The sequence below is a fragment of the Acinetobacter sp. Q85-2 genome (assembly GCF_013420555.1).
Classification (GTDB): Bacteria; Pseudomonadota; Gammaproteobacteria; order Pseudomonadales; family Moraxellaceae; genus Acinetobacter; species Acinetobacter indicus.
This window is the reverse complement of sequence record NZ_VOXW01000026.1, coordinates 22,354-33,615: the sequence shown is the minus strand read 5'-3', so window position 1 is coordinate 33,615 and position 11,262 is coordinate 22,354. Positions and strand designations below refer to the sequence as shown.

The 11,262-nt window shown below is 46.9% G+C and carries 10 protein-coding genes; 6 read left to right on the top strand and 4 right to left on the bottom strand.

The annotated features are described in order from the left end of the window. Nucleotides 1–219 precede the first annotated feature (219 nt). Together FTT68_RS12520 and FTT68_RS12515 are read left to right on the top strand one after the other, a co-directional pair. The gene (locus tag FTT68_RS12520) at nt 220–1,665 is read left to right on the top strand and encodes a YdiU family protein (protein ID WP_016658647.1); all 1,446 of its coding nucleotides are present in this window, start codon (nt 220–222) and stop codon (nt 1,663–1,665) included. A gap of 75 nt (nt 1,666–1,740) precedes the next feature. After that, on the top strand, nt 1,741–2,121 hold the full coding sequence (locus tag FTT68_RS12515; protein ID WP_163145456.1) for an MmcQ/YjbR family DNA-binding protein: 381 nt from the start codon (nt 1,741–1,743) through the stop codon (nt 2,119–2,121). Between the two features lie 69 nt (nt 2,122–2,190). Here FTT68_RS12515 and FTT68_RS12510 read toward each other — a convergent pair whose 3' ends face one another. The 3 genes from FTT68_RS12510 to baeS all read right to left on the bottom strand — a co-directional run bounded on the left by FTT68_RS12510 (nt 2,191) and on the right by baeS (nt 5,095). Next, the gene (locus FTT68_RS12510) at nt 2,191–2,457 is read right to left on the bottom strand and encodes a hypothetical protein (protein ID WP_180057599.1); all 267 of its coding nucleotides are present in this window, start codon (nt 2,455–2,457) and stop codon (nt 2,191–2,193) included. 265 nt (nt 2,458–2,722) lie between these two features. Then, the gene (locus FTT68_RS12505; protein ID WP_180057601.1) at nt 2,723–3,409 is read right to left on the bottom strand and encodes a response regulator; all 687 of its coding nucleotides are present in this window, start codon (nt 3,407–3,409) and stop codon (nt 2,723–2,725) included. 15 nt (nt 3,410–3,424) lie between these two features. Further along, on the bottom strand, nt 3,425–5,095 hold the full coding sequence (gene baeS / locus FTT68_RS12500) for a sensor histidine kinase efflux regulator BaeS (protein WP_005180006.1): 1,671 nt from the start codon (nt 5,093–5,095) through the stop codon (nt 3,425–3,427). Nucleotides 5,096–5,229: 134 nt separating this feature from the next. Between baeS and FTT68_RS12495 the strand changes: the two genes are divergently transcribed. From FTT68_RS12495 to FTT68_RS12480, 4 genes are all read left to right on the top strand, one after another. Beyond that, a complete protein-coding gene (locus FTT68_RS12495) occupies nt 5,230–5,841 on the top strand; it encodes a hypothetical protein (RefSeq protein ID WP_180006622.1) in 612 nt (203 codons plus the stop codon). Between the two features lie 295 nt (nt 5,842–6,136). Next, on the top strand, nt 6,137–7,939 hold the full coding sequence (locus FTT68_RS12490; protein ID WP_075168330.1) for an acyl-CoA dehydrogenase C-terminal domain-containing protein: 1,803 nt from the start codon (nt 6,137–6,139) through the stop codon (nt 7,937–7,939). Between the two features lie 173 nt (nt 7,940–8,112). Next, complete coding sequence (locus FTT68_RS12485) at nt 8,113–9,894, top strand: acyl-CoA dehydrogenase C-terminal domain-containing protein (RefSeq protein ID WP_180087760.1); 1,782 nt, start codon at nt 8,113–8,115, stop codon at nt 9,892–9,894. 147 nt (nt 9,895–10,041) lie between these two features. Continuing rightward, nucleotides 10,042–10,539 carry a phosphate-starvation-inducible protein PsiE gene (locus FTT68_RS12480; RefSeq protein WP_005180016.1) on the top strand — a complete coding sequence of 166 codons (498 nt, stop codon included), beginning with the start codon at nt 10,042–10,044 and terminating at the stop codon, nt 10,537–10,539. Nucleotides 10,540–10,686: 147 nt separating this feature from the next. On the opposite strand, the gene FTT68_RS12475 is transcribed toward FTT68_RS12480, so the two are convergent. Then, entirely contained in the window at nt 10,687–11,112 is a 426-nt protein-coding gene (locus FTT68_RS12475; RefSeq protein WP_180087761.1) for an RcnB family protein, read from the bottom strand. Between the last annotated feature and the right edge of the window lie 150 nt (nt 11,113–11,262).

Here is an 11,262-nt window from a genome sequence, read left to right as displayed (position 1 = left end):
AAGTGATGGGAGAGAATGTTCAAGAGTGGATTCTAAATGTTCAGATAAAGACATAAAAAAATGAGCGTATTTACATACACTCATTTTTACTACATTTTTCTAATATTTGCTTAACTGACTGGCATTATCCTGATGGAGGCTTTTTCTATTCGGAAACACGACACTTTTCTCCAGCCAAGTTTGTTATAGTGAAGGCCTGTTCTGAATGGCTGTTCTGCAATGCAATTTAACTCGCGCTATCCTACCCTGCCTTCCCGTCTGTATCACCAGCAACAACCGCTGCCTTTAAAAGGCGCCAAAGCCGGGCATTTCAATGCAGCACTGGCCGATGAACTGCAATGGTCAAATGAAGACAAAGCACAGTGGGTCGAAATCTGTAGCGGCCAGAAAACATTTGCTGAATTTCCGGCATTGGCTATGGTTTATGCCGGGCATCAATTCGGGCAATGGGCCGGTCAGCTCGGTGATGGACGTGGTTTACTGATTGCCCAGATTGTTGACCAGCATCAGCAGACCATTGATCTGCATTTAAAAGGTGCCGGTGCTACCCCTTATTCACGGATGGGCGATGGTCGCGCGGTGTTACGCTCGGTGATTCGTGAATATCTGGCCGGTCATGCCTTAAATGCCTTGGGCGTACCTTCCAGTAATGCCGTGGGATTTACTTCATCCACCCAAGGGGTACAGCGTGAAAAACTGGAACCGGGTGCAATGATGTTACGTACCTCGGACTGTCATATTCGGCTGGGGCATTTTGAATGGATCAATCAATATCAGCCAGATTTACTGCCTGAATTTACCCAGAAATGTATCGAATGGCATTATCCGGAATGTCTGAAGGCCGAGCAGCCTGTTTTAGCTTTTGCCACACAGGTGGTGCAGCGTACCGCAGTGATGATTGCCCAATGGCAGCTGGTCGGCTTTGCCCATGGGGTAATGAATACCGATAATTTAAATATCACCGGCTCTACCCTAGATTTTGGTCCTTACGGTTTTATGGAGCGCTTTCGCCCGAACTGGATCAACAACCATTCCGATTATCAGGGACGTTATACCTATCAGCAACAGCCGAGTATTGGGCACTGGAACTTGTGGACCTGGCTGAACAACCTGATTCCGCTTTGTCCGGCAGACGATGACCAAGAGCAATGGAAAACGGATCTGGCTCAATGTCTGGCCCATTTTGAACCGACCTTCCTGGAACACTACAAGCATGGTTTAAACCAGAAAATGGGCTTACCCAGCTTCCATAAAGACAGCTTTGACTGTGCGATGGCTTTTTTAAGAATCTTGCAAAGCGAGCAGCTGGATTACACCCAGAGCTTTATTCGCCTGCAACATAAAGACTATGAAACGATTAAAGATGATTGCTTAGACCGTCGTCAGTTTGAAGCCTTCCTGACGCAATATGAGCGTATTCGTGAACATCAGGATACCGATGAACTGGATGCCGCCATGACCGCCGTCAATCCACATTACATCCTGCGCAACCATATGGCGCAAAAAGCAATTGAACTGGCCGAGCGGGATGATTTTTCTGAAGTCGAGCGTTTATTTCGCCTGCTCAGTCAACCCTATACCCGGCAGACCGCGCTGGAAAAACCGGAAGATTTAGCGCCGCTGCCAAGCGATGTGCCTGAAGTGATGGTCAGCTGCTCGTCTTAAAGTATCCACATTGGCCTGGTAAATTGTGGATAATTTCAGCATTATCCACAAAGTGCCCTTCAACCTAAATTGCGTATGGCTTTGCATCCACTTGCGGCAAAAGTCGCTACTACCCTGCCTGAAGTCACAGTGACCCAGCCTTTTGGTGAGGGTTGTGATGTGTTTAAAGTGCTGGATAAAGTCTTTATGTTACAGTTTCATCTGCACGGACAAGCGGCCATTAATTTAAAAGTAGCGCCAGATCATGGTGCCATGCTGCGTGATATTTATCCGTATATTCGTAGCGGCTGGCATATGAATAAACAGCACTGGATTTCAGTGTATGAAGATGAAGAGCTGGATGAAGCTTTAATCGAAGATTTAGTGCTGAATTCTTATGCGTTGGTGGTGTCCAAACTCAAGAAACTGGATCGACAACGTATAGCGTTACTCAAAACTGTAGGCTCGCGTGTTTAGCTCGGGCAAAAACACAGAGATAAATCGTGCCCACAGTTTAATCCTGTCTCTCGTATGTAAAATCAGCGATTAAACTTTATATTTATCATTGAGCAACTCAAAGGCTTTGCGCCACCCTGAATGTTCACTGCTGTGCTGGCTTTTTGCAATTAAATACTGCAATAGTGCTTTGATGGTGGCCACTGTATCGGAATTTAAACAGACAATAATCTGCTGTACACAGAAGTTGATCTGATGTTCCAGGCGGGAACTATCCTGGGTTTGTTCAAAATAGTGTATCGCGGGGGTGATATTGCGCTGAATTAAGCTTGCGACAAGCTCAATATTGACGTGCATAGAAAAATTCCCAAAAGCGGGCTGCGGATTATACCGGAATTTTATTTACTTCAATTTTCAGGCTTATTAAAATTTACAAAATATTCTTGTTAAAAATTAAATTCATTTAAAAATTATAATATTAGAAATCCCCCCCTTTTATTTTGGTCTTATGCTTGATCAGTCTGTTGATTTATCACCATCCTGCCCCTAAATACTGCACAACCTACTCTCATAAAAAAAGCGAATAGGCACATATCTATTCGCTTTTTCACTCCGCATGAAATTAATCTTCCGGATATTCAAAACGGTAGCCAACCCCATAGACTGCCTGAATCCACTCATGACGATTACCGGTTTCTGCCGCTTCGGAAATCTTGCGGCGCAGGTTTTTGATATGACTGTCAATCACCCGATCTGCAACATCAAAACTGTCCGGGTTAATATGGTCCAGCAACTGGGCACGGGAATAAACCTGCCCAACATGCTCTAAAAACAGTTCCAGTAAACGGAATTCGGTTGGGGTCAGGCTCAGTGCTTTTTGCTGATACCAGATCCGTTGCTGGGCTTTATCCATCCGGAATAAATCATTGGTTTCCGGTTCAGCCTTGCGGTCTAAGCGACGCAGCACTGCCTGCACACGTGCCACCAGTTCTTTCGGACTAAATGGCTTACAAATATAGTCATCTGCACCCATATTCAGGCCTAATACCCGGTCAATTTCTTCGGTACGCGCCGTAACCATAATAATGGGTAAATCAGACTGCTCACGTACTTTACGGCAAATGGTCAGCCCATCCATACGTGGCACCATCAGATCCAGAATCATCAGGCTCGGTTTACGCTGCAAAAAGCTGTTATAGGCTTCTTGTCCATCATGAAACATACTGACCTCAAACCCAGCAGCTTCAAGATAGTCGCGGACCAATTGAGCGAGTTCAACTTCATCTTCAACCAGCATGACATGTTTCATGAATATCTTTTCCTTTTATTGTTTGGTCGGAATCGGGAAAGTCAGTTTGCAGCGCAAGCCACCCAATGGCGAATGCGCAAAACTCAGCTGGCCACCCATGGCCTGCGCAATTTTAGCAGACAGCGCCAGACCTAAACCGGTACCGCCAGTGCTCCGCGTACGCGAATCATCCACCCGGTAAAAACGCTCGCCTAAACGGGCTAGCTGTTCATCGGTCAGGCCAAATGGACTGTCATCGACATAGACACTCCATTCTGTTGCCGTCTGCTCACTATGAATATGAACCTGCCCACCGGCCTCAGTATAACGAATACTGTTCGCAATCAAGTTCACCATAATTTGTTTAAAGCGGTCTATATCTAATTGTAAAGGCACAGCTTCACCTTCTAGACGCACGCTTAACTCGGCCTGTTCAAACTTCGGCCGGAAATTCTCGACTTCCTGTTCAATCACCTGCCAAGGGTTGATTGAGGCCAGATAGAATTTCAGCTGCATGGCTTCGGCCTGCGCCAGATCAGCCAGGTCCTGAGTCAGTTTTTTCAGGCTGCTGACCTGACGCATCATTGCATCTAGGTGTTCCGGTGTGGCTTTACGGATACCATCCTGCATAGCCTCAATTTGGGCCTGTAACACTGCCAGCGGGGTTTTTAATTCGTGTGAGGTATCAGCCACCCACTGCCGGCGTGAGGTTTCATGTTGATCTAAAATGACTGCCAGCTGATTCAGCTCTGTAGATAAATCACCGAGTTCATCATTACGGTTTACTTTCACCTGATACTGATAATTGCCTTTGGTCAGTTCACGGGTCCCATTGAGCAGACGCTGAATCGGCTTTTTAAAATAGGTCGCCAATAACCAGGCCACCAGTAAACTGGCAATAAAGGACAGACCATAAATCAGCAGCAGATAACGCTTTTGTTCGCTAAAGAAATTAATGCTGAGCGCATCATCCTGATCCAGCACCGGTTTTAAACCCAGATAGCCGACCACCTGATTGTTCATTAAAATCGGGCGATACGACATTTGTCCTTCTGCTGGCTCACCGACCACAAACTGGCGTTTGGCATCATATAAAGCCAGACGCGAGCTAAGACCCAAACGGTCCGGCATGGAAATAAACTGTTTTTTGCCATCCGATTGTGGCTGATTCGGACGCGGATTCTGGGCACTGCCCTGATTAACCCGGGTGGTATTCTGCTGCGCGCTTAAAGGAAATTTCAGGCCTTCAAAGGGACGGTACTCGGAAGGCAGATTCATTTCCAGCCATTTCAATTCCTCCTGCGAGGCCTGGCGTTTCTGCGGATCTGGTTCAGCCAGCGTTGGCGCCACATTCATTAAGGTATGTTCTTCAAAATAACGCTGCTGCAAGGCAATATCGTACTGACGGCGCAACCACCAGCGCGACAGGCGGTCATAATCTTCCGGGCCGGCCTGTCCTTCAATTTGCAGGATTTGCGCCTGAATGGCATTGCCCCAATCATGATAGACACCATACACACCGGCCAGATTATGAATCACATGATCCAGCTTCTGCATTTCGACATCGGCCACGTATTTGGTGAAATTGCGTTGCATATTCCAGTGCAGCACCCACAGGCTGACCGTGGAAATGACCAGCGCGGTCAATAGCACAGTCAAAAACAGGCGCAGGGCGATTGGAATCCGGCGTATTTTCAAAACACTCATCTCAATTTTTCTTTTATTTCACTATTGTAGCGAACAGTGTCTGAAAAAACTCTCCATTGTTTCTTCATCTTTATTATTTATTCTTGTCGCAGTTAAAGATAACTGTATCGCGGTTCTGTGTGGAGACAATAATCATGAAAACGATGACAAAAATTGCGCTTGTTTCAGTGGGTTTACTCAGTGTCGGGACACTGACAGCCTGTCAGTCAACCAATAGTACAGCAACGCCGGAACGTGAAGGTCGTATGGCTCACTCCATGCACGGCAAACATGCACGCCTAAGCCCGGAACAGCGTGAACAATGGCAGCAGCTGCGTACTGAACGCCGCCAGATGATGCAGCAGATCAAAACGGCCTGTAAAGGCAAAGCTGCCGGACAGGTGGTTCAGGTCAAAGCCGGTGAAAAAACCGTGAATGGGACCTGTTCCCTGGTGTTTACGCCGGAACGCCAGCAGCTTAAACACAGCCGTGAACATCGTCCAATGCGTGGCGATGTACGCCAGTTTAAACAGCATGGTCCTCAGACGGGTGCCTTAACCGATGCCAAACGTGCCGAACTGGTGAAACAGTATGATCAGCGCCTAGCACAGCGTCAGGCCCGTCAACAGGCTATGGCCAATGCCTGTAACGGTAAAATAGCCGGTCAGACTGTCAAGATTAAACTGGGGGATAAATCGGTCAATGGTCAATGCAGCCTGCGTTTTAAACCGAATACCGCTGTGACCATTCCGGCCAAAGTGGCTTAAGCGAAGTCAGCAAATAAAAAAGGCGCATGGTGCGCTTTTTTATTGGACATATCTGTTTACGTTTTTGACTATTTGTCCACTTCCTATACCGATAAATCTGTTTACACTCAATACACTTAGCTATTTCAAGTTAAAAATCTTTGACTTTACAGTCACCAAGAAAAGCCATTGAAATGCTTGTACCCAATTAGAAGATGTTGCACGATTAAAACATTCAAGATGCGCCTGTGAAGGCGCGTGAACTCACTGATTTAGGATTATAACCGCTGGTTAAACCAGTATTGAGGAACCCGATATGCCACAATACAAAGCGCCACTACGTGATATGCAATTTGTTTTGCATGAATTATTAAATGCTGAAGAACATTATGCAAAACTCCCTGCATTCTCTGGAAACGTAAGCCGTGAGTTGGTTGACCAATATTTAGAAGCTGCTGCAGACTTCTGTGAAAATGAATTATCTCCTTTAAACCAGGTGGGCGACCGCGAAGGCTGTACCTGGAACGATGGTGTAGTCACCACGCCGACTGGCTTTAAAGAAGCGTATCAAAAATATATCGAACTGGGTTTCCCGTCTTTATCTGCTGAAGAACAGTACGGCGGTCAGGGTTTACCAAACTCTCTGGGCATTACCATTTCTGAAATGGTCGGTACCGCAAACTGGGCTTGGGGTATGTATCCGGGTCTGTCTCATGGTGCAGTACGTACCCTTGAGCACCACGGTTCGCAAGAACAAAAAGATACCTATCTGCCAAATCTGGTATCAGGTGTCTGGACCGGGACCATGTGTCTGACCGAATCTCATGCCGGTTCTGACCTCGGTATTATCCGCACCAAAGCAGAACCAAATGCGGATGGCAGCTATGCAATCTCTGGCGAGAAAATCTTTATCTCTGCCGGTGAGCACGACATGGCCGAGAATATCATCCATATCGTTCTGGCGCGTTTACCAGGCGCACCGAAAGGCACCAAAGGTATTTCACTGTTCATCGTACCGAAATTCAACCTGAATGCCGATGGTTCAATCGGTGAGCGTAATGCTGTGCGTTGTGGCTCGATCGAACACAAAATGGGGATTCACGGTAACGCGACTTGCGTGATTAACTTTGACAACGCCAAAGGTTACTTGATTGGACCTGAAAACCGTGGTCTGAACTGTATGTTCACTTTCATGAACACGGCGCGTATCGGTACTGCAGTACAAGGTCTGTCTGCATCTGAATCTTCATTCCAGGGTGCTTTGGCCTATGCAAAAGACCGTCTGGCTATGCGTTCACTGTCTGGTCCAAAAGCGCCAGAAAAAGAAGCCGATCCGATTATTGTGCATCCAGCAGTACGTAACATGCTATTGACCCAAAAAGCATTTGCTGAAGGTGGCCGTGCGCTGGTTTACCTATTGGCTCAATATGCAGATGTGGTTGAACAGGCTGCTGAGGAAGAAGACCGTAAATTTGCCGACAACATCCTGTCTTTATTGACACCAATTGCCAAAGCCTTCCTGACCGAAACCGGTTCAGAAGCTGCAAAACACGGTGTACAGGTGTTCGGTGGTCACGGCTTTATTTCCGAGCACGGTATGGAGCAGATTGTACGTGATACGCGTATTTCTTGCCTGTACGAAGGTACCACTGAAATTCAGGCACTTGACCTGCTTGGCCGTAAGGTTCTGGGTACACAAGGCGCGATGCTGAAAGATTTCACCAAGATCATTCACAAATTCGCAGAAGCCAACAAAGACAATGCCGGCATGAAAGAGTTTGTTGAACCGCTGGCCGCGCTGAACAAAGAATGGGGCGACCTGACCATGCAAATTGGTATGCGTGCGATGCAAAACCCTGAAGAAGTCGGTGCTGCAGCAGTCGATTACCTCTACTTCTCTGGCTATGTGACACTGGCTTACCTATGGGCACGTATGGCACTGGTTGCACAAGAAGCCTTGGCTGCGGGTACTACCGATGTCGACTTCTATAATGCCAAAGTGACCACTGCACGCTTCTACTTCAAGAAGATCCTGCCACGTGTACGCTCGCATGTTGACGTGATTGCGACTGGCCTGGATCCATTGATGGCGCTTGATGCTGAACACTTCGCCTTCTAATGCACGTGATGTGTAGTAACTTGTAATGGATGTAAAAAGGACGGCCAGCTGTTGGCGGTCCTTTTTCTCTATTTATCGCGCTATATTAACCTTTCGTCGTCTAATCAATTGAAATCTCATCGTTTAGACTGACCTGATCACTATGAATAAACAAGAAACAGGTGAAATGAACTATGCCAATTTATAACGCACCGCTTGCCGATATGAAATTCATCCTGAATGATGTCTTCCAAGCAGAACAATTCTGGCAAAATAACGAAAATCTCGCCCACCTCGATGCTGCAACCGCAGAAGCCATTCTTGAAGAAATGGCCAAATTTACCCAGAACGTTACCCTGCCCTTAAACCGCACTGGTGATGAAGAAGGTGCCCAATATAACAATGGCAGCGTAACTACACCGGCCGGTTTTAAAGAAGCATTCAAGCAATATGCCGAAGGCGGCTGGATTGGCCTGGGTGCCGATGAAGAATGGGGCGGTCAAGGCATGCCAAAAATGCTGACCGTTCTGTCAGATGAAATGATTTTTGCCACCAACCCGTCATTCATGCTGTATCCACTGCTGTCAGTCGGTGCGGGCATGGCACTGAGCAGCTATGCTTCTCAGGAACAGAAAGAAACCTATTTACCAAAAATTTATTCAGGTGAATGGTCTGGCACCATGTGTCTGACTGAACCACATGCCGGTACCGATTTGGGGATTATTAAAACCAAAGCGGAACGCAACGAAGATGGCAGCTATAACATTACAGGGACCAAAATCTTTATTACCGGTGGTGATCATGACCTGGCTGAAAACATCATTCACCTGGTACTGGCCAAAACCCCAGATGCACCTGCCGGTTCACGCGGTATTTCGCTGTTTATCGTGCCAAAATTCCTGGTCAATGCCGATGGTTCACTCGGTGAACGTAACCCGGTTGGCCCAGGCTCTATCGAACACAAAATGGGGATTAAAGCCTCTGCCACGTGTGTCATGAACTTTGATGGTGCCAAAGGCTATCTGGTCGGTAAAGAAAACGAAGGCCTGGCAGCCATGTTCGTGATGATGAACTATGAACGTCTGTCAATGGGTATTCAGGGTTTAGGCGCCTCTGAATTTGCTTACCAGAATGCAGCACAATATGCGACTGACCGTTTACAGGGCCGCAGCGCTTCAGGTGTACAATCACCAAACAAACCGGCTGACAGCATTTTAGTACATGGCGATGTACGTCGTATGCTCTTGAATGTGCGTGCCAACAACGAAGCATCACGTGCCTTTGCAGTCTATGTCGGCCAACAGCTGGACATCACCAAATTCTCGACTGATGCAGACGCGGTGAAAAAAGCCAATGACCGTGTGGCGCTGCTAACGCCTATTGCCAAAGCCTATTTAACCGATACCGCTTTCCAGGCAACACTGGATGCGCAAATGTGCTTCGGTGGTCATGGCTATATCCGTGAATGGGGCATGGAGCAATGTGTACGTGATTTACGTATTGCGCAAATTTATGAAGGTACCAATGGCGTACAGTCACAAGATTTAATTGGCCGTAAAACCATTAAATGTCAGGGTGCCTATATTGCAGAATATATTGCTGAAATCCGTGACTTTGCCAACCAGTTAGGTGCCGATCTGAACTTCATTAAAGATGCGACCTTAGATGCAGCTACAGAAGTCGAATCAGTAACACAATACATTCTGAATGCGGCGTCTGAAAATGCGGAATTCCCGAATGCCGCAGCGGTCGATTATTTACACGCGGTTGGTCTGCTCAGCTTTGCCTATATGTTTGCCCGTATTGCCCAAGCGGCACAGGCCAAACAGGGTGAGTTCTATCAGAACAAGCTGGCATTGGGTCTGTACTTTGTACAACGTATTCTGCCAGAGCTGGAAATGCGAATTACCCGTATCAAAGCCGGTTCTGATGTGATCATGAAATTCTCGGAAGATTATTTCACTCATCAGGCTTAAGCTTTTTATCTCTCAAAAACGCCTGCACTGTCAGGCGTTTTTTTATAGCATCCATGTTTTCCTGCTGTTTTTACACCACTTTTCCTGTAGTTGTGCACAGTTTTTGCATGAGTTTTCTCATTCAATCAGCAGCATCAGGAGGAGCATATGACAGCACGGCATCCCAAAGTAGAAAAAATAGAAACCCTCCTCGACCGGTTGGGTAATCTGGCCGTTGAAAGTTTTCACTATATTGCCCTGTTCGTGATTGGCTGTATGGTGATCTGGTCGGCCGGCCATACTGTGGTCGATATTCTGACCGTCAAACAATATGCCACGATTGATGATATTTTACTGCTGTTCATTTATTTGGAGCTCGGTGCCATGGTGGGTATTTACTTTAAAACCAACCACATGCCAGTACGCTTCCTGATTTATATTGCCATTACCGCCCTGACCCGGCTGCTGATTTCCGATATCCAGCACGACCATAAAGCGGATATTGACCTAGTAATTATTACCGGTTCGATTCTGATTCTAGCCTTTGCGATTCTGGTGGTACGTTTTGCCTCCTGGAATTATCCATCGGTAATTCGGGATAAACACAGTGAAAAACCGTTGCCACAAGGCAAGACCCCACGCCCGGAAGATGATGAACTGGCCTAAACACCAAAATCACATCCATCATTCAAATCTGAAGAACAAAAAGCGCGCCTGGATACCACTACGGCGCGCTGATTTTTGAGTGAAGATTCACCGGATCATCAGTTTGGTTCAAATAGTTTTCCTTAGCGCTGGAGCGCTCCGGATGATCTAACGGTTTGGCACCAAAATATAACGACCATTTTCATAAATCCAGTAGCTGCCATTTGGCGGAGCCGGCAAACCTAAACGGCGCCAGTCAGTAATGATGGTCTGCGTGCTGCTTTCAATCCGGGCCACATTCGGGTCACCATTGACCCAGCTATAACTTTGCGAATTCTGGTAAATGGTGGTGGGCGCCTGATATTGAATACTGATGCCCGGACGTACCGGTTGATGGCCCCAATGCGGATGTGGTGGATAATATTGTGGCGGCCTGTGCTGCGAATAAGACGGACGATGCTGTGGATAATGCTGCGCATGCGATTTACGCTCCACACCCTGATAACTGGCCCAGCGATTGGTATCGGCCAGCGACAATGTCGAGATGGCAGACAACCCAATGCCCAACCATAAACCTGCTTGCATTCTTTTCATCACCCGACTCCCAAACATCAGCCCATTGATTTTACTATAAAACAGGATTAAGGATAAAAAATGAACATACATGCTTTATACAAGTTTTTTAGATGAATGGTGGCAGATCGGCCGTATTTCTCAGTGAAAATAATGGCCTACTTTTATGCT